This window comes from Chelativorans sp. M5D2P16, assembly GCF_034427935.1.
In the GTDB taxonomy this organism is placed as follows: domain Bacteria; phylum Pseudomonadota; class Alphaproteobacteria; order Rhizobiales; family Rhizobiaceae; genus Chelativorans.
On record NZ_JAXQNM010000030.1, the window covers coordinates 56,270 to 73,432 of the forward strand.

A 17,163-nucleotide genomic window follows, 5' to 3' on the forward strand; every position below is an offset into this window, starting at 1 on the left:
GCCCCTTCTTACCTAAGGTGTCCGTCACCGCCGCGGTCGGCTGCCGCGAAATCTCTCATGACCTGGTTCAGGAATTCATCGCGGCTGGCGCGGCCGTCGCCGTTGGCGTCGATGGCTGCGAACTGCTCCGGCGTCAGCACCTCGGTCACTTCAGCTTCGACAAGAAAACCGTCCCCGTTGCTGTCGAGCCTGGCGAAGCTTTCCGTCATAAATATCCTGTATTCCTCCTGGCTGACGCCGCCGTCACTATTGGTGTCGAGCTGGTCGAGATGGCCTTCATGCATCGCCGGGGCCTGTTGCGCCGCCGCCAAGCCGGCGCCGGTCAGGAGGGTTATTGCGGCAGCAAGAATCATCTTATGCATCGGATATCCTCCTTGTCTTAGCGACAGGCCAAACGGTTGCCGAGAAGGCCGCCGCCGCCAATACCGACGGCCTCGCCGATGACGCGACCTGTGCCGCCACCGATCGTGCTGCCGATCAGCCCGCCGACAATGGCGCCGCCGACGGTGCCGGCGATACACCCGAACTCGTGGTTGCGCGCCTGCACTTGCGGATCCGGGCTGGCCTGACAGCCCGCCAACAGCAGGGCCGCGCCAGCGAAGCCGATTACATTTCGCTTAATCATTCCCTCACCTGTCGTTTCATGTTTCGCCCCCGTGCGCCTCGTTGTTCGCCAGTGCACAGAGGCACTTAGCCAAACATACCACATGTAGGATGAAACACATAAACAAGGTGGATTCACCGATGGCGGCAGAGAAAATGATCAGTTTCTGAAAAATAATGGATTTTTGATATTTCACCAGACTAACGCGAAGAGTGACATCGTTAATTCACGTAACGTTATGAAATACAAATTGAAATATGTGTATTTACGTCAACTTCTTAGCCATATGATGGATAAAACGTTGCCGGCTTCTTGAATTCTGAAGACGATTGTTAAAAAATGCTCACGGCGAGGGATGTTGGAATATTGCTTCGAACCGGGGGCTCGTGATCGGCTTTGGAACAAAGCCGTCTCGTTGAGAAACGAACCTATGGAGGGGGCGACGTTGACCGAATCCGCTGGCAGCTTGTTGAGTAGCGTTCCGGATGAATGGGGACCCAAGTTCGAGACGACCAGCGGTGCCGTCACGCGCACGCGCACAGGGCCCAATTCGATCAATTTCAACGCACCTTCCCATATGGCGCTGGTGATGCTGACGCCACAACCCGGACGGGAGGTTGCACTCAATTCAGATGCGAGATCACAATTTCTGGCTCCGGTTGGCACGGTTGAGATTGTTCCTTGCAACGCCGAGCTTTTTGCGCGCTGGAAGGTTCCGAAAGAAAACCTGCTGTTGGCCTTGGCACCCGAACAACTCAACCAACTGGCAGGTCTGGAATTCGAGAGGGACGATTTTGAGTTCCGGCCTCCTGCGACCGGCCATGTCGATGAGAAGGCGCTATTTCTCGCCCATCTGGTAAAAGATGAAATTCAGCGAGGGAAATCGATAAACCATCTCTATATGGATTCCCTTCTTACCGTCTTCTCCACCTACCTCCTGCGCAATTATTCGACGCTTCAAGATCGTCCCGCATCCCGACATCGAGGGGGGCTTTCGCCCAAAGCCTGGCGTGACGTTCAGGATTATATCAGGGCCAATATCGGTGAACGGTTGTCGGTCGAACGGCTGGCATTGTTCGCCGGTTTATCGCCCAGCCATTTTCTGCGCGCCTTCAAGCAGACAGCCGGCCAATCACCCCATCAATATATTCTCACGACACGCCTCGAGGTGGCCGAGCACCTTGTGATCACGACAGACATGCCCCTGGTCGAAATCGCCAGCCTCACCGGATTTGCCAATCACAGTCACCTGACCGCATCCATGCGGCGCCACAAACTCACGACTCCAAGCGCCCTGCGTCGCAATCGCATCCTTCGCGGAGCAGGAGCATGACGGTACCTCAAGGAGAAGCGTATAACGAAGCTCGCGATCCATGCGGCTGATCGGCTCATGCCGAGATTGCCGGCTACACAATGGACGGCACCAGCGCCTATGACGACTGCTCGTGGGCTGCAAGGTCGACAGCCCTGATGTGAGCGTGCCAACCATCGATGACGAGCCGTAACTCGACAAGGAGAGGAATCCCAACTTTGATTCGGAAGACAACTGCAACGCCCCGGGGCGTCACGGTTCCGGCTGTGATCCCGAAAATGCAGGCTGGGACCGGAGATCTGCTGCAGACCTGTCGGAACCGTTTGCCAACTGGCAGGGCGTCATGATTGGCGATGTCGGGTGACCATTCGGAAATGGTGAAGAATGCTGCACTGCTGTTTTATTCTAAGCCCATATTTGAGACCTTAGGCACCTGGCTTTGCCAGCTACGCCTTCCAAACACGTGTTGATCGAGTGAAATGAGCAACCAAAATCGGATTCTGCGCCTTGTCATGGCGCTCCTTGTCATCGCTCTTGGAACAACGGCATTTGCCCAAGATGCTGGCTCTGACCCGGTCGGGGAGGACGCCGGCATATCTTTCTTTCCGTCCGAAAGTGTGCGCGACGTCGAAAACATCCTCAATCAGCTCACCGAATCTGGTGAAGAGGGTATCCAGCCCCTGGAGGAGTTACTGGAGCCGGCGAACACCAACAGCCCTCGCGATACGATCATCAGCTTCATCAAGCTGACCCAGCGCTACTACGACCTGCTGCAGCAGGACGCATACACCCGGGAGGACGCGGCGGAACTGCAGCATCTCTACGACGAGATGCAGTGGTTCTTCGATCTCAGGAACGTCGCCCCTTCATTACGCCAGGACGTGGCGGTAAACGACGCCGTTTATCTGCGCGAGGTCATAGACCGGATCGGTCTGCCCCCGCTTGAAAATATCCCTGACCGGGAACAGATGCGCGCCGCAATCGACGAGGGCCACGCACCGTCCTGGAAGATCGAGAACAGCCCCCTGGAGATCGTACGAATCGACGAGGGGTCGAATCAGGGAAAGTATCTGTTCAGCGAGGAGACGCTCGAGAGCGTCGAAGACCTGTACTGGCAGCTCAGATCGTTTCCCTACCGCACCACGGCCGCTGAAGGGTTCTACGAAGCATCTTTTCTGACGCCCAACCCTACGCTCCAGGCGTGGACGGAGGGCTTGCCGGGCTGGTTGTATAAAGACATCCTGGGACAGACCCTTTGGCAGTGGATCGCCATGATCGCTCTCTTTGTCCTGGCGATTCTGGCAATCTGGCTTCTGTGGTCGATCCTCAAACGCCTGACGCGAAGCGCTTCGGCCCTCACGCGGGATTCGATACTGCTTCTCGTGCCGCTTTTTGCGGCTCTAGTCAGCTTTGCTCTCTACGACCTGATCGGGGACAAGATCTTCATCACCGGCCTGGTGTTTCAGAGCGCGGTTTACGTCATCTATGGCATGGCGCTCATAGCGACGATCATCTTCATTTTCTCGCTTGGGACAGTGACGATCGATCTGTCTGCCGCCACCGAATACGCAAAGCAGCGTCCATCCGACGTCCATCTTGTCGCCCTTGGTATTCGCGTTCTCAGCATCGTTGCGATTATCGCCGTCCTGCTGCAGGGAATGCGCCTTATGGGCTTTTCTTTGGCCACGATCGTCGCCAGTGCCGGTGTCACCGGTCTTGCGGTCGCGCTCGCCGCGCAAAACACGCTGAAGAACGTCTTCGGCAGCCTCATGCTGCTCCTGGACAAGCCATTCGAGGTCGGCCAGCGGATCAAGATTCGGGGCTACGATGGCGTTGTTGAAGATATCGGCATGCGCTCCACGCGGCTGCGGCTGCTCAGTGGCCATCTCGTCAGCATTCCCAACGAAAACGTGGCCGAGATGGATATCGAGAATGTTGACATGCGGCCTTCGATCAAACGCACGATCAACATTCCCCTGCCTCGCGATGCATCCCTGGAGAAAATCCAGCGCGTGGTGACAATCCTGGAGGAAATCTTGGCCGTACCCGGTTCCGGCAGGGCGAAAACCGACGGGCAGCCCTCGTCGCAAAGGCAATCGCATGATGAGCAAGTGTCATCTGCGCCGCACCCGAATGAAGCGATCAATCATCCGGATCAGCCGCCACGCGTCTTCTTCGATGAAATCAATCCGGATTCTCTCAACCTCAACGTCACATACGCGTACAGTCCGCCAGACTACCCGGCCTATCTGGAGCACGCCCAGATGATCAATCAGGAGATTCTCCGCCGCTTCCGCGAAGAAGGCATCTAGCCAGGTGTCTCCGGGCGGCCAGTCAAGACCGTAAATGCCTCGCCGGCCAACACTTCCGTCCGATCTTGACCAGGCGGTCAGAAGTCAAAGGAAGAAAAGGCATGAGATTCAGAGACTTATCGATACCGGCCGTTGGTGCGTGTAGCTGAAATGATGGCACTGCCTTTCGCAACACTCTTCATCGGCGTCCTGTGCGCATGGTGGGGCTACCGTTCCTGGGCGATCGGGCTGTGGGCGATCACGCTCGTTCTCATGATCGTGCTTCTCCTGCTTCACGCAACCGATCCCCTGGGCCTGCAGTTCTGAGGTATGAATGCTTGACGACAGCGCCAGATTTTTGAATGCGTTAGCGCTTCTCGGCATCAGCGCCTTGCTGACATTTGCGTTTATTGACCAGGTTGTCTTCTTCGACCTGCCGTGCCCGCTATGCATCCTGCAGCGACTTGGCTTTGCGCTCGCCGGGTTTGGCTTCGTCTTGAACCTGATGTGGGGCGCGCGTCCCGACCACTACGCCCTGTCCATCCTTGCTTCGGTTGCCGGCGCGACGGCGGCTGGAAGACAGGTTCTGCTTCATATCGTTCCTGGAAGTGGCTCCTACGGACAACCCTTGTTCGGGTTGCATTTCTATACATGGGCGTTCATCGCCTTCACGATGATCATCATCTGGTGTGCGTTGCTGCTGGCGATCGACCGCCGGCTCCCGCTCCAGGGAAAAGCTTCGCCAGGGCACGAAAACGCCGGCTCCGCGGCGCACTCGGTTGCCCCGGCCCGGAAATTGATCGTCGTGTTCCCGGTTGCGATTTTTGCTCTGCTGGTCGGCTTGAACGCGCTCTCGACGTTCCTTGAATGCTCGACCGGCATTTGCCCCGCCGATCCCTCCCACTACGAATTGCTACGATGAGGGAATTTGCGCCACGTCTGCAACGGCATTTTGGGAGGGCGGAAACTGATGCTTTTCGTCGAGAACTGGAACAGGAGAAAAGGCAAATGAGGCTCGGTGTTATAGCGGTTGCGACAACCATCTTTGCATACTCCATGCCGGCAATGGCCCAGGGCGATATGGGCTTCGACGTCAACGTCACGCTTTCCAAGGAGGCAGCCGCCAAGCTCGCGGCTGAAAAGGAGGGGATCGCAGCCTTTGCCTCCTATTACGGCGACCCGAAGCCGAATGCCGAGAAGCACGCCAACGAGATCGGCCAAATCAGCGTTTCACCCGAGGACGAGTGGGTGGAAATCCCGGCTACAGGCGGACACGCCCACATCAGCGGCACAAAGGTCGATAGGCAAACCCTCAAGTGGGTGGATGGCGGCGTTATGGTCAACGTCAACGTCGTGTCAGCACGCAAGAGCAATCCGGATAATATGCTGGACTGCGATATCATTGACGGTGCGGTTGCTGAAGTCAGGAAAGCACCGGTTACGCTCCACTGCTACCTGATTGAAGAAGCGCATCCGGACACAAAGGTGAAACCGTAAGGCACCCGGTGATGCACCCTGCCGGCGACAATCATCAATCGATGTCGGTAGAGTGCCGGTGGACCTTTTCGACGATCTCGCGCCGGTGCAACCAGCGCAGCGCGATGACGAACAGCGCGCCGTAAGCAGGTGCGATGAAGAACACGGCGTATGAGGCAAGTACAGTCGCGCTGTCAAAGATCGCGTGCAGGATGAATGCGATCAGGAAGCCCCGAAAGATCCACCGAAGTGCTCTGCCCGGTGATAGCCGCTGCCGCGCAGCCATCCCGGCGGCCAGACCCGTAGCAGCGGTGAACATCGGATGGGCATGGGCCGTGAAAATCTCCCTGACCACATAGGTCGCAACGAGGCCGCCGAAACCGTCATCGGAGAGGCTGCTGTTCAGATACGCGATGTCCTCTGCGAAACCGAAACCAGTGCCGACCAACGCCCCATAGACAAGCCCGTCCCAGGGGCCACGCAGACGCCGCCGCGCGTAGGCATAGAGCAGGACGATGAAGAGCCCCTTTGTAAATTCCTCCCACAAGGGCGCGACGACCATCGTATCGAGATTGGGAACTCCCAGTGACGCGTCAATGGCAACGAAGACGTCTTCGAGAACGATTGCGGCGGCGAAGGAGACCAGGCTACCCCACGCCAGCGCCGATACCATCAGGTCTTGCGGACGCGGCGGGCTGGGATCGTAGTGCAGCAGAACCGTGAGCCAGACCCCATAAGGCACCAGGATCGTCAGTCCGCACAGCGCATAAATCCAAGTCTGCTTCAGTGGCGCCTCTTGCAACAGCATGACCAGCAGCACTGTCGCAACGAAGATACCTGCCGCTGCAACGGCAGCGGCAAGGCGAGAAGCGCGGACATTATCGACTTTAAATGGAAAACGCTGGTTCATCGCCTCTTCGAGTAACCTATGACAAGATAAAGGGAAGAACATTGGCAAAAATATTATCCGAAGCCATGATCATTTTGCCTGCAAATCGATATCAATTGTTAAAATGTTGCGAACTTTCAGGATGGTATCAAAAAATGACTATACTAAAATTTGTCCTTAACACTTCTCCTCCAATAGGCGCTATGAAGAATCATCCATGGCAGCATCGATGTGCACGGAAGCTATGTGGAAACCGACATTGGTTCACTCATCTGGCTGGTCCGATTTGGCGATGCGGCAGGAGACCGTTGGTCCGGTTCTGCCGATGCTGCGCTAACGTGACATCGGCGGCCTCAGCGCGCATTTGAAGATCCGTGGAAACTCTGGTCGCCTATACTCCAAGTCGTTGCTCATCTCGCCAGGTTATCAGAGTATATCCGCTCCATGGCAGGGATATTGGCGTCATGCTTACACCGTTTTCCTAAGGCTGGGGATCGTTATGCACACGATTTTTGTCATACTCGGCGGCCTCCTGTTGCTCGCGGCCGTGTTTGGTGCCGCGCATCTGACCGGGCGGCCATTCAGAGCATTCCTGCCGTGGTATCTGCTCGTCTGGCTGATCTGCGCCGTGGTCAACATGTGGATCGGGGTCACGCAAGCCGGCTACAGCGTGATGGAGGAGCTTCCGATCCTCGTCCTCATCTTCGGCGTTCCCGCGTTCGCCGCCGTTCTCCTTTCGCGGAAATCGGTCGAAACTAGAGTGAGAAGAATTCCGTGACGCAGCCAGTTCTACACAAACTTGTCCCCAAAGCCGCCCTGCGCAGCCTGAGCCCTGGAGACAGCCCGCGTGTGACGAACATGGAGCTGTTCTTTGATCTGGTCTACGTTTTCACGATCATCCAGCTTTCTCATTTCCTTCTGGAGCATGAGACATGGCTCGGCGCGCTGCAAGCTGCCACGCTCTTTGCGGCGGTCTGGTGGGCTTGGAACTATACTGCCTGGGCGACGAATTGGCTAAATCCCGATCACGCTAGCGGGCGGGTGCTCATGGTGATGCTGATGGCCTGCGCGCTCCTGATGGCTGTCGCAATGCCACAGGCCTATTCCTCGCGTGCGGGCCTTTTCGTCGGGGCCTATGTCGCCATGGCCCTGATCCGCGCGGGCTATATGGCGATTGTATTCCGTGGCGAGCAGATGGGCCGAAACTACGCGCAGCTCTGCGCCTGGAGTGGGATATCCGGTGTGTTCTGGATCGCCGGTGCGATTCTTCCCGAAGTCCGCGTCTGGCTGTGGATCGTCGCGGTGCTGATCGACTATGCCGCGCCCTATATCGGGTTCTGGCTGCCCGGCCAAGGCGCGACGCCGATGGAAAGCTGGCCATTGAAGGGCCTTCATCTTCTCGAGCGCAACCAGCAAGTCTTTATCATTTCGCTCGGCGAATCCATTCTGCTTCTGGGCGGACTGCTCGTCGGCCACGCGCTGCATGCTGACATCATCGCTACAGCCCTCGTCGGGTTTCTGCTCATTGTCACTTTGTGGTGGATCTACTTCGTCCAATTGACCGAAGCAGGCGAATACCGGTTCGAGCACGAGGGCGATCACGCCAAGCTGGCGCGGGCGGGCTTGGCCTATGCCCACGGCATCATGGTCTGCGGGGCAATTGTCGTGGCAGTGGCGATAGAGTTGCTCGTGGCCCATCCCCATGACGCGGTTGCCGCGTCAACGGCGTTCATCGCTGCCGCAGGACCGTCGATTTTTCTGCTAGGCAGCGCGCTGTTCCACCGCACGATGGCGCAGAAGATGCCCGCCTCTTATCTCGCGGCAGTCGGGGCGCTGGCGATCTGGAGTTGGTTGGCGCTGGCCCTGCATTTCCAGGGGCTTTGGCTTGGCATGGGCGTTCTTGTCATTATGATTGCGCTCGCCGGGTTCGGACGCGCGCGCGAGGCCGTCTGATGGAAGGGGCGCTGGCAGAGAGACAGGGCATCGCGGTCAACGCGGCGCTTCTGCTTGCGATCCTGCTGCATAACCTGACCTATCCATTGTCGGGGGCCGGCGGGATATGGCCGGCAGTTTTCTATCTCTTCTATGCAATGATTTTTGTCATTGGGACCTGGGCGCTGACGGGTGACGGACGGATGCGTGCGGCATCTGCGATCTCCGGCGCCGCGGTGCTTGTCGCCGGCATCGCGAACTCCTATGCGCCGAGCGACGGAGCGGCGTTGGCCGTCTTCATCGCCTCGATTGCGTATCATTCCACGATGTGCCTGGTGCTCGCGGTCTACACCTTTCGGGCAAGGACGGTGATGGGCGATGTCGTGCTTGCCGCGACTTCGCTCTACCTTGTCATCGGTTCGGGTTTCGCCGCCATCTTCGCGCTGATCGAATGGCTCGCGCCGGGTTCCTTCGCCGCCAGTTCCGGTGCCGAGATCACTTGGCAGCAGATGGTTTATTACAGCTATATCACGCTGACGACGCTCGGATATGGCGACATCACACCGGTCGGATCTTACGCGCAAGCCTTCGCGTCGTTCGAGGCCGTGCTGGGCGTGCTCTATACGGTCATCCTGCTGTCGCGGTTGGTTGGGTTGTATTCCGCTTCATCCGACAGCTGAAATGGTGGACATCAAAGGAACCGGTGCGACATGGCGTAGCCACACATGATTGAATGACCGCAAGCCTGCTCTAGTCTCTCTTTCAGCAAAGGGATATCCCGAATGCGGCTTGTTCTATACAGGAGGCTTTCATGACGCGTTTCGTGTCGGCATTGGCCATGGCAGCGGTCCTGTGCGGTCCTGGTCTTGCCCAGACGGAAGGCAGCGGAACCGGCGAGACGGCCGAGACTGCCGCGCCGAACGCACAGGGTCAGGAGCCGGCCTTCGCGAACCAGACGCGTGCGCCGCTTCCTGCCGAAAAGACCGCTGTCGAGGCCGAGACGATCGCGCAGGACCTGCCGAATTTGTGGTCGATGGAGTTCTTGCCCGACGGTCGCATGCTCGTGACCGCCAGGGAAGGCGACATGATGATCGTCTCCTCCGAGGGTGAAGCGGGGGCACCGATCGACGGCGTGCCGGAGGTGATGTCCGAGGGCCAGGGCGGGCTTCTGGACGTTGCGCTCGCTCCCGATTTCGAAGAAAGCGGGATGATCTACTTCTCCTTCTCCGAGCCGCGAGAAGACGGCGGCAACGGGACGAGCGTCGCCCGCGCCCGACTGGAAACCGACGGGTCCGGCTCGGAAACGCTGCAGGATCTGGAGGTCATCTTCCGGCAAACCCCGGCCTATGAGGGGGACATGCATTTCGGCTCGCGCCTCGTGTTCGGGTCGGACGGCCATCTCTTCGTCACGGTCGGCGAGCGCTCCGACACCCCCATCCGCGATCAGGCCCAGGACCTCACCTCCGGGCTCGGCAAGATCTTCCGGATCAATCCCGACGGGTCGGCGCCGGAGGACAATCCGTTCGCCCAGCACGCTGCGATCCAGCCTGAAATCTGGTCCTACGGCCACCGCAATATCCAGGCGGCCGCATTGGATCCGGACGGCCGGCTCTGCGTGGTCGAGCACGGACCGATGGGTGGTGACGAACTGAACCGGCCGGAAGCTGGCCTGAATTACGGGTGGCCGGTCATCACTTACGGCCTTGATTATGGCGGCGCGCCGATCGGTCGGGGCCTCACCGCGATGGAAGGTATGGAGCAGCCGGTCTATTACTGGGATCCGGTCATCGCCCCCTCCGGCATGCTCTTCTATCAAGGTGAGGAATTTCCGGCCTGGGACGGCGCCATCCTCGTCGGCGGCCTTGTCAGCGAAGGCCTCGTCGTCCTTCATCTAGAGGACGGGCGGGTGACGAGCGAGGAGCGTATTCCGCTTGGAGCACGCGTCCAGGACGTCAAGGTCGGGCCGGATGGCGCGGTCTACGCCATTACCGAGGCCGACAACAGCAGCTCAAGCGCGATCGTCCGCGTGACCAGCCAGGCCGGCGAATGATGGCACCCGCCGCAAAGCAGCCGCGCTGATGTTTGCCAGAAGAAACCGGTCGTGAGCGGGGAGGGCGTTGAACTAGCGTACCGAACTTTCCCGGACGATAAGCTCGAAGCCGAGATCGCTACGGAGAGGGCCCTCGTCTCCGTCGTCCAGCCTTGCCAGGATCTGGTCGGCCACGCGCTCGCCGATTTCCGTGCGCGGCGGCGCGACCGTGCTTAGGGTGGGCACGCTGTCGCGCCCGAAATCGAGGTCGCCGAAGCCGATCAGGGCGACGCGGTCGGGAATCGCGATCCCGCTTCGCTGTGCCTGGAACAATGCTCCCAGCGCCAGAAGATCGTTCGAAAACACGACGCCGTCGATCGAGGGACGCCGCTCCAGAAGTGCGGCGAAAGCCGCACCGGCAGCCGCCGTGGAGGCTTCGCGTCCGATATCGATGATTTCGGGCGGCGCCGTTTCGCTGTGGCTGCGCAGGGCCTCCGCATACCCTTCCGCGCGTTGCGCGGCGCGCTGGTCGCGCTCGAGGCGCGCCCCGATAAAGGCGATTTCGCGCCGGCCCTTCTCGATCAGGTGGCGCGCCTGCATGCGGCCGACATCGCCATGGGCAAAACCCACGAGCCGGTCGATCGGCTGTGGTCCAAGCTCCCACATCTCCACCACCGGAATATCGGTGGCCTCCAGCATGCGCCGGGTGGCCCTGTTATGATGGAGGCCGGTCAGCACCATGGCCCCCGGCGACCAGGAGAGAAACGTGCGAACCAATTGCTCCTCGGTGGCCAGATCGTAATGGGTATGGCCGATCAGCATCTGGTAGTTTGCCGCCCAGAGCCTGGTTTGCAAGGCTGTCACCGTATCGGCAAAAAACGAATTGACGATCGACGGGACGACGACGCCCACGACACGCGTGCGCGTTGCCGCAAGCGCGCCCGCCATCAGATTGGGAACGTAGTTCAGACTGTCTATGGCCTTCTTTACGCGCATTCCCAGCTTGGGAGACACCGCCTCCGGCGCGCGCAGATAAAGCGATACGGTGGACGGTGCCACGCCGGCCATGCGCGCGACATCGGTCATCGTCGTGCGGTTGGTGCCGCGCCGGCGGCGGGTCTCACTCATCGCGCTTCTTCCAATCCTTATCCCGTGGGCCGGCGCGCGCATCGCCGGCCATCATCGCCCAGAGGGCGAGGGGACGCATGTTGAGCGGTGCCCGGAAGCGCCCCTGCCCATCCCACGCCGCGGGCGTGCGGAACTGAAGACGGGCCACATGGTCATGATGCCGGCTCATCGCCTGCAGCACCTTTCGTGCCTCTTCGACAAGTCCCCAGTCGCGCAAGCAGCCGGCCAGAACATAGCCCGAGCCCACCAGCACCTCGTTGACCTGGAGTTCCTCTCCACCATCGCCCTCATAACCTGTCACACCCGGCTCGGCCACCAGCAGCGGTCCGAAACGGCCTTCCTCGAATGCAAGAAAGTTGGTTGCGAAGACTTGCATGAGGTGGGCCTGTGCCTTGTCGGGCGGGACAAGATCATCGATACCGATGAGCAGTGCCTGCCACGGGCCGAAGAGGGAGTCGGCCTGGGTCGCGTTGCGGTATTTGCCGTCGCTGTTGGTGCGGTAGAAGGACCCGGTCCATAGACTCTGCAGCGTCTCGGCCGCACGGGCCCGCAACTCGGCATAGCGCCGCTCGCCCTCTATATCGCCGTGCTCGGCGGCCAACCGCTCCATGACCGCCCAGGCGGCCAGGCACAGCCCTGTCGCATAGGTCGAGTGGCCGCGCATATCCAGATTGTCCCAGGTGCTGTCGCCGAAATCGCTGTGCCGCGGCGCGCCCTCGCCGTGGATGTCCTGCACGATGGTGAAGGCCGCCGCTTCGCAGAGGGCTGCATAGGCCTTCGCCTCGACCGGCCGGCCAATGATGTGGCGGTGCAGCGCAAAGGCGACGATGAAGGCCGGATTGTGGTCCTTCCACAGGTTGGGATCGTCACGCATCACATAGCCGTTCAGCCGCACGAACGGATCTTCCGGCGGCGAGCCGAGATCATGGGGCAGCTTGCCCCGCACGAGCATCGGCTCGATGGTTTCGGTGCGGTAGACGATGCGCCGCCGCTCATTCGTCATGGCGATGGTGTCGATGAAATCCTGAAAGACGCTTTCGGCAAGCCGGGGATAGGTCAAGCTGAGCGCAGGGGCCGCGTAGGCCCATAAATCCAGCGTGTTGTAGTAGTAATAGCCGGAGTCGAAACCCTCCAGGAGCCCGAAATGCGACTGGTTGCGGAAACCGCTCCGCTCGGGCTTGTCCAGCGCCTTGGCAAGATAGGCCGTGCCGCCGCCGGTAAGAAAGCCGAGCTGATTGATCGCGGCTGGTGCAAGTTCGTGGCTGCCGCCCAGGAGACTATTCTGCCATGTGCCGATCCGTTCCAGCCAGTTGCCGCGCCCGTCGAGTGCCCGGGCAGCAAGGCGGTAGCTGTTGGTGCCCTGCCGCCCCACGGAGTCCGTGTAGGCGCGCCACCAGCGCCGGCCCATTCCGAAGCGGACCACCGGCACATCCATCGCGAGTGCGAAGTGGATCGGCGCCGGCGCCTCTCCCTTCACTAAGATGCGGCCGCCGATCGCGCTCGCCAGCGGTTCGTGCCAGTGCGCACTCCAGCTTTGGTCGTACCCCTCCCATCCGGAGCCGTCGGCGAACGCGGCTTCCATATGAGCGATGGTGTAGCGTTGCGTGCCGTCCGGCCGGCCGAGCGCGTTCTGGTCCGCCTTGAAGGTGAGCGCTCGCGAGAGTTCCCAGCCGGCCCCTTCCGCAACCAGCGCGACTTCTCCCGGCGGAACCACATCGGCATCGAGGGTTTCCCGCGTCTGGACAACGCCCAACCGCCCGTCAGCCTCCCGCGCATCATGGTGAACCTGTCCGGCATGGGTCTGGTTCGGCCATAAAGTTCCTTCTCGCCGGGCCGGTGTCATGGGCGGCAGGGACCAGCCGAGCAGGTTGGGCCAGCAAAGTCCGACCGCGACCTCCAGCTCTTTCGTGCCGCGCGGTTCGATATGAGCTGAAAACAGGGTAACGGGTAGCGCCGAGACCGTCTCGTCGCCCGGCAGAAGCGGTGAAAAATATTCCAGTGTCAGCACAAAAGGCAGGGCTGGATCGTCATAGGTCTCGACCACCAGGGGATACAGGACCGCCACGCTGCGCATGGGCGGATCGAAGCCGTCGGCGCCTTCATAGAGCCGGCGATATCCGACGCCGCCATCGGACGAACGCCAGCGCAGCATGAAAAACGCCGCATCGATGTCCTGATGACCGTGGCGACCGGGCTCGAGCTGCCAACGCGAGAACCGGCCCTTTAGGTCACGCGCGTAATTCGGCCCGCCAAGGCCGCCGAGGAACGGGCCGCAGTCCGGCCCGTCATCATGGCTCCGCTCGCGGGCGCAGGCACCGGCCGCCGGTTCACCCCCGCCTGGCGCATAAAGCAGGCCATGGCGGCGCGTGCGGTCGAAACGGGCGTCACGGTCGTTCTCGAAGGACATGCCGGCCGAAGATCTCGCTTGGTGTGGGAATACAGGAGGGCCGGCGATTGCACCGGCGCTCCTGGCGGTCCGTCCGGCTTTGCGGACGGACCCTTCAGCTATTGCATGGCCGAGGCGCGGGATTCCTCGACCTGCTTCTCGGCCCGGGCGATCGCGGCCTCGAACGCATCGAGGAATTCCTGTCCATCCTCGCCGAGCTCCTCCAGATACCAGTCGCGGATCGGCTCGGCGGCGGCACGGAACTGTCCCATCTCCTCCTCGGTCGGTGTGTAGATTTCACCGCCCGAGTCGATCCATTCCTTGAAGGCCTCCAGCTCCTTGCGCGGTTGGATGCCGAACTGGACCGAGGACATCAGGGCTGCGCCGTCGAGCACGACCTGCTGCTGGTCGGGCGTAAGCGAATCGAACTTCTGCTTGCCCATGAACCACATGGAAGCCATGTAGGCGTGGCCGTCGAGGGTGAGGTACTTCAGCTGCTCGTTCAGATTGGCATTGACGATGTCGCTGATCGAGTTCTTCGAACCGTCAACCACGCCGGTCTGCAGGGCCGTATAGACTTCCAGCCACGGAACGGGCGTCGGAGAGCCGCCCATTTCCTCGACGAGCCGTTGCTGGATTTCCGATTCGATGGTGCGGAAGCGCAGGCCCTCGACATCGGCGGGCGACCGGATCTCACGCTGGGTGTTGGCGAAATTGCGCCAGCCGCCGGTCTGGGTCATGGAGAGCATCAGGAAGCCGCCGCCGGAAGCCTCCAGGACCTTTTCGCGGATGAAACGGTTGAACTCCGGATCCTTGAGCGTCAGCTCCGCAACGCGGTCGCCGGCCAGCATATAGGGGATGTCCATGCCCTGAACCGGCGGGTAGACCGCCGACGTGCCGCCGGCGGTGGCCGTATATATGTCGAGCACGCCGGAGCGGATCGACTCGAAGCATTCGTTGGCCGAGCCGCACAACTGGGCGCCCACATAGATGTTGACGGATACTTCACCCCCGGTGCGGTTTTCGACATAGTTCTTGAAAACCTGTGCGGCGTCGTACTCCTCGTCCTGCTCGTTGGCGAGGAAGGTCAAATTGAGCTCCACGGCGCTCGCCGCCTGGGGCGCAAGCAACATCATGAGTGCGGTGGCGGAACCGAAAAGCATGGGGCGTGCACGTGCACCCGGAGCCATGGTGTCAGGCATCATTGCAGAATCCTCCCTTTGGTTGACCATTCTTCACACATACCCGAGCATCCGGGGCAGCCACAGAACGAGCTCGGGGAAATAGACGAGTGCGGCGACCACCGCGACCTCGAACAGGAAATACGGGATCAGGTCCCAGGAGATGCGTTCGATGCGCTCACCGGAAATGCCGGAGACGACGAAGAGCACCAGCCCCAGCGGCGGCGTGATCAGTCCCAGGATCAGCACGATGCACATCACGACGGCGAAGTGGATCGGATCGACTCCGACGCCGGTCAGAACAGGCGCCAGGATGGGACCGAGAATGAGGATTGCCGGGCCGGCGTCCATGATGGTGCCGATCACGAACAGGAAGGCGACGACGCAGAAGAAAAGGGTCAGCGGATCCTCGGTGAGCCCGAGCACGAAGCCGCTGATCATCTGCGGCGTGCCCTTGAGGCTGACCACGGATGCGAAGGCGACGGCCGCACCGACCAGCAGGAGCACCACGGCCGAGCGCAGCGCGGCCGCGCGGAAGAGATCCGGCAGGTCGGAAAACCTTATCTCGCGCGTGACGAACAGGCCCAGAAGCAGCGCGTAGAAGGCGGCGACGGCCGCCCCTTCCGTCGGCGTGAAGACACCGCCGACAATGCCGCCGATCAGGATGATCGGGGTGAGCATCGGTAGAAGGGCGTCTTTCCCCGCTTCCCAGCATTCGCGCCAGCTCGCGCGGGGCGAGGGGTGGGGGAAGCTGCGGAAACGCGCGACGATCGCCACCACGAACATCAGGCCGAAGCCGATGATCAGGCCGGGAACGATACTCGCGGCGAACATCGCCGCCACCGAGACGTTCATGATGAAGGCGTAGAGGATCATGAGCCCACTCGGCGGAATGATGCTGGCGAGGACTGCAGAAGCCGCCGTGATGGCCGCCGAGAAGGACTTGCTGTAGCCGGCCTGGTGCATGCCCGGGATCATCACGCCGCCGAGCGCCGAGGCGTCGGCCACCGCCGAGCCCGAGCCGCCGGCCAGCATGATGGAGGAGGTGACGGAGACCTGGCCGAGGCCCGCCCGCCGGTGAGCGACGAATGTTTCCGCGAAACGCACGATGCGCTGGGTGACCCCGCCGGCCGTCATCAGATCGCCCGCCAGGATGAAAAAGGGAAGCGCCATGAGGGGAAAGCTGTCCATGCCCGCGAAGAGGCGTTGCACGAGCAGGTTCAGAAACCGGAAATTGCCCTCGATCACCAGCGCCATGGCCGGTGCCAGCAGCATCACGAAAACGATCGGCGCGCCGACGACGAGAAGGACGAAGAAGAAATAGAGGTAAAGCATCGCCATCTGTCAGGCGTCCGCGCCCGTCGAGCTGCCGAAGACGTGCACCTCGTAGCGCCCGGGATCGATCAGGTTCCCGGCGATCCGCAGCAGCCGCTCGAGCGAGCACAGCGCCACGAGCGCAAAGCCGATGGGCATGATGGCGTAGACGTAGATCAGGGGAATCCTGAGCGCCAGAGTCTCGCTGCGCGCCGCACCCGCCGCCAGGTTGTAGGAATAATAGATTGCGCCACACAAAAGCAGGAAGATGGCCAGTTCGATGATAAGGCCGATCCACCGGTGAACGACGGTCTTTTCGAACGGGGCGACAAAGAGATCGAGGCTGACATTCAGGGCCTTGCGGTGGGCGGTGGGGAAATAAAGGAAGCCCATCCACACCATCATGGTCCGCGAAAGCTCCTCGGTCCAGGCAAAGCCGCTGTGGAGCACATAACGGAAAAAGACGTGCACCACGACGACGGCGAGCATCCCCGCCAGCAGGGCACCGGCCGCATAGCCGCAGAAGCAGGCCACCACCGTGTTGACACGTTTCAAGGCCTGGATGAAGGCATCCATCATGTCCTCCCGCGTGCGCACATTCGGCCGGTTGTAATACCGCTC

At 60.8% G+C, this 17,163-nt stretch carries 17 protein-coding genes; 9 read left to right on the top strand and 8 right to left on the bottom strand.

Going from position 1 to position 17,163, the window contains the following annotated elements; genetic code table 11:
- Window positions 1-8: 8 nt before the first annotated feature.
- Together SIN08_RS14935 and SIN08_RS14940 are read right to left on the bottom strand one after the other, a co-directional pair.
- Window positions 9-362, bottom strand: a complete 354-nt coding sequence (locus SIN08_RS14935) for an EF-hand domain-containing protein (protein ID WP_322452396.1) — start codon at window positions 360-362, stop codon at window positions 9-11.
- A 17-nt stretch (window positions 363-379) separates the two neighbouring features.
- Complete coding sequence (locus SIN08_RS14940) at window positions 380-625, bottom strand: hypothetical protein (protein ID WP_322452397.1); 246 nt, start codon at window positions 623-625, stop codon at window positions 380-382.
- Between the two features lie 424 nt (window positions 626-1,049).
- On the opposite strand from SIN08_RS14940, the gene SIN08_RS14945 reads away from it, so the two are divergent.
- From SIN08_RS14945 to SIN08_RS14965, 5 genes are all read left to right on the top strand, one after another.
- Window positions 1,050-1,937 carry a helix-turn-helix domain-containing protein gene (locus SIN08_RS14945; protein ID WP_322452398.1) on the top strand — a complete coding sequence of 296 codons (888 nt, stop codon included), beginning with the start codon at window positions 1,050-1,052 and terminating at the stop codon, window positions 1,935-1,937.
- A 458-nt stretch (window positions 1,938-2,395) separates the two neighbouring features.
- On the top strand, window positions 2,396-4,228 hold the full coding sequence (locus SIN08_RS14950; RefSeq protein ID WP_322452399.1) for a mechanosensitive ion channel family protein: 1,833 nt from the start codon (window positions 2,396-2,398) through the stop codon (window positions 4,226-4,228).
- A 150-nt stretch (window positions 4,229-4,378) separates the two neighbouring features.
- Window positions 4,379-4,534 carry a DUF5993 family protein gene (locus SIN08_RS14955; RefSeq protein ID WP_322452400.1) on the top strand — a complete coding sequence of 52 codons (156 nt, stop codon included), beginning with the start codon at window positions 4,379-4,381 and terminating at the stop codon, window positions 4,532-4,534.
- A 7-nt stretch (window positions 4,535-4,541) separates the two neighbouring features.
- Window positions 4,542-5,129: a disulfide bond formation protein B gene (locus tag SIN08_RS14960; protein ID WP_322452401.1), complete on the top strand. Its 588-nt coding sequence runs from the start codon at window positions 4,542-4,544 to the stop codon at window positions 5,127-5,129.
- A gap of 86 nt (window positions 5,130-5,215) precedes the next feature.
- On the top strand, window positions 5,216-5,704 hold the full coding sequence (locus tag SIN08_RS14965) for a hypothetical protein (RefSeq protein WP_322452402.1): 489 nt from the start codon (window positions 5,216-5,218) through the stop codon (window positions 5,702-5,704).
- 34 nt (window positions 5,705-5,738) lie between these two features.
- On the opposite strand, the gene SIN08_RS14970 is transcribed toward SIN08_RS14965, so the two are convergent.
- The gene (locus SIN08_RS14970) at window positions 5,739-6,593 is read right to left on the bottom strand and encodes a PrsW family intramembrane metalloprotease (RefSeq protein WP_322452403.1); all 855 of its coding nucleotides are present in this window, start codon (window positions 6,591-6,593) and stop codon (window positions 5,739-5,741) included.
- Between the two features lie 478 nt (window positions 6,594-7,071).
- On the opposite strand from SIN08_RS14970, the gene SIN08_RS14975 reads away from it, so the two are divergent.
- The 4 genes from SIN08_RS14975 to SIN08_RS14990 all read left to right on the top strand — a co-directional run bounded on the left by SIN08_RS14975 (window position 7,072) and on the right by SIN08_RS14990 (window position 10,554).
- Window positions 7,072-7,350 carry a hypothetical protein gene (locus SIN08_RS14975; protein ID WP_322452404.1) on the top strand — a complete coding sequence of 93 codons (279 nt, stop codon included), beginning with the start codon at window positions 7,072-7,074 and terminating at the stop codon, window positions 7,348-7,350.
- Window positions 7,347-8,525: a low temperature requirement protein A gene (locus SIN08_RS14980; protein WP_322452405.1), complete on the top strand. Its 1,179-nt coding sequence runs from the start codon at window positions 7,347-7,349 to the stop codon at window positions 8,523-8,525. The genes SIN08_RS14975 and SIN08_RS14980 overlap by 4 nt, the downstream gene beginning before the upstream one ends.
- The gene (locus SIN08_RS14985) at window positions 8,525-9,184 is read left to right on the top strand and encodes a potassium channel family protein (RefSeq protein ID WP_322452406.1); all 660 of its coding nucleotides are present in this window, start codon (window positions 8,525-8,527) and stop codon (window positions 9,182-9,184) included. Before SIN08_RS14980 ends, SIN08_RS14985 begins: the two co-directional genes overlap by 1 nt.
- 131 nt (window positions 9,185-9,315) lie before the next feature.
- Complete coding sequence (locus tag SIN08_RS14990; RefSeq protein ID WP_322452407.1) at window positions 9,316-10,554, top strand: PQQ-dependent sugar dehydrogenase; 1,239 nt, start codon at window positions 9,316-9,318, stop codon at window positions 10,552-10,554.
- Window positions 10,555-10,626: 72 nt separating this feature from the next.
- Here the strand turns inward: SIN08_RS14990 and SIN08_RS14995 are convergent, their stop codons facing one another.
- The 5 genes from SIN08_RS14995 to SIN08_RS15015 form a co-directional block, all read right to left on the bottom strand.
- Window positions 10,627-11,661, bottom strand: a complete 1,035-nt coding sequence (locus SIN08_RS14995) for a LacI family DNA-binding transcriptional regulator (RefSeq protein ID WP_322452408.1) — start codon at window positions 11,659-11,661, stop codon at window positions 10,627-10,629.
- Window positions 11,654-14,068, bottom strand: a complete 2,415-nt coding sequence (locus SIN08_RS15000; protein ID WP_322452409.1) for a GH116 family glycosyl hydrolase — start codon at window positions 14,066-14,068, stop codon at window positions 11,654-11,656. Before SIN08_RS15000 ends, SIN08_RS14995 begins: the two co-directional genes overlap by 8 nt.
- Window positions 14,069-14,166: 98 nt before the next feature.
- Entirely contained in the window at window positions 14,167-15,252 is a 1,086-nt protein-coding gene (gene dctP / locus SIN08_RS15005) for a TRAP transporter substrate-binding protein DctP (protein ID WP_322452410.1), read from the bottom strand.
- Between the two features lie 30 nt (window positions 15,253-15,282).
- Complete coding sequence (locus SIN08_RS15010) at window positions 15,283-16,569, bottom strand: TRAP transporter large permease (protein ID WP_322452411.1); 1,287 nt, start codon at window positions 16,567-16,569, stop codon at window positions 15,283-15,285.
- A gap of 3 nt (window positions 16,570-16,572) precedes the next feature.
- A complete protein-coding gene (locus SIN08_RS15015) occupies window positions 16,573-17,121 on the bottom strand; it encodes a TRAP transporter small permease (protein ID WP_322452412.1) in 549 nt (182 codons plus the stop codon).
- Window positions 17,122-17,163: the final 42 nt, after the last annotated feature.

Coding starts and splice junctions, on each gene's coding strand:
- SIN08_RS14965 (WP_322452402.1), top strand. CDS start 5,216: ATGAGGCTCGGTGTTATAGCGGTTGCGACAACCATCTTTGCATACTCC.
- SIN08_RS14975 (WP_322452404.1), top strand. CDS start 7,072: ATGCACACGATTTTTGTCATACTCGGCGGCCTCCTGTTGCTCGCGGCC.
- SIN08_RS14955 (WP_322452400.1), top strand. CDS start 4,379: ATGATGGCACTGCCTTTCGCAACACTCTTCATCGGCGTCCTGTGCGCA.
- SIN08_RS14970 (WP_322452403.1), bottom strand. CDS start 6,593: ATGAACCAGCGTTTTCCATTTAAAGTCGATAATGTCCGCGCTTCTCGC.
- SIN08_RS15000 (WP_322452409.1), bottom strand. CDS start 14,068: ATGTCCTTCGAGAACGACCGTGACGCCCGTTTCGACCGCACGCGCCGC.
- SIN08_RS14960 (WP_322452401.1), top strand. CDS start 4,542: ATGCTTGACGACAGCGCCAGATTTTTGAATGCGTTAGCGCTTCTCGGC.
- SIN08_RS14935 (WP_322452396.1), bottom strand. CDS start 362: ATGCATAAGATGATTCTTGCTGCCGCAATAACCCTCCTGACCGGCGCC.
- SIN08_RS14985 (WP_322452406.1), top strand. CDS start 8,525: ATGGAAGGGGCGCTGGCAGAGAGACAGGGCATCGCGGTCAACGCGGCG.
- SIN08_RS14940 (WP_322452397.1), bottom strand. CDS start 625: ATGATTAAGCGAAATGTAATCGGCTTCGCTGGCGCGGCCCTGCTGTTG.
- SIN08_RS15015 (WP_322452412.1), bottom strand. CDS start 17,121: ATGATGGATGCCTTCATCCAGGCCTTGAAACGTGTCAACACGGTGGTG.
- SIN08_RS15010 (WP_322452411.1), bottom strand. CDS start 16,569: ATGGCGATGCTTTACCTCTATTTCTTCTTCGTCCTTCTCGTCGTCGGC.
- dctP (WP_322452410.1), bottom strand. CDS start 15,252: ATGATGCCTGACACCATGGCTCCGGGTGCACGTGCACGCCCCATGCTT.
- SIN08_RS14950 (WP_322452399.1), top strand. CDS start 2,396: ATGAGCAACCAAAATCGGATTCTGCGCCTTGTCATGGCGCTCCTTGTC.
- SIN08_RS14995 (WP_322452408.1), bottom strand. CDS start 11,661: ATGAGTGAGACCCGCCGCCGGCGCGGCACCAACCGCACGACGATGACC.
- SIN08_RS14990 (WP_322452407.1), top strand. CDS start 9,316: ATGACGCGTTTCGTGTCGGCATTGGCCATGGCAGCGGTCCTGTGCGGT.